The following is a 384-nucleotide window of genomic DNA, read 5'->3' as shown; positions in this document are numbered from 1 at the left end:
GGACGCGTCAGGTATTCGTGGGACTGCATTTCCAGCAGACGACTGAGGGTGCGCTGGAATTCGAACTCCAGCCGGCCGCCGCTGTAGAGATCCTTTAGCTCGACCTCGGCGGAGATGATCAGCTTGACGCTGCGGTCGTAGAACTCATCCACCAGGTTGATGAAACGCCGCGCCATGTCGTCCTTGGTGACGCCCATCTGCTCGACGTTGGAGATCAGCACGGCGTGGAAAATCTTCGCCAGTTCGATGTAGTCGTTCTGGCTGCGCGGGCCGTCGCACAGCTCACGGAATTCGAACCAGGCCACGTCGTCGCAGGTCAGGCGCGCGCGGATCTCGCGGTTCTCGATCATCAGCGCCTCGTCGCGCTGGGCCTTGGCGCAGTCC

1 protein-coding gene is annotated in these 384 nt (G+C 62.0%); it reads right to left on the bottom strand.

The window, feature by feature from the left end; genetic code table 11:
* A partial coding sequence (zapE, locus tag FLP08_RS17305; RefSeq protein WP_156278169.1) for a cell division protein ZapE occupies positions 1 to 384 on the bottom strand: 384 nt, incomplete at both ends.

It is taken from the genome of Christiangramia aestuarii, from assembly GCF_009735585.1.
GTDB classification, from domain to species: Bacteria; Bacteroidota; Bacteroidia; order Flavobacteriales; family Flavobacteriaceae; genus Christiangramia; species Christiangramia aestuarii.
The sequence above is the reverse complement of the archived record's forward strand: the minus strand, read 5'-3'. Positions and strand labels throughout refer to the sequence as shown.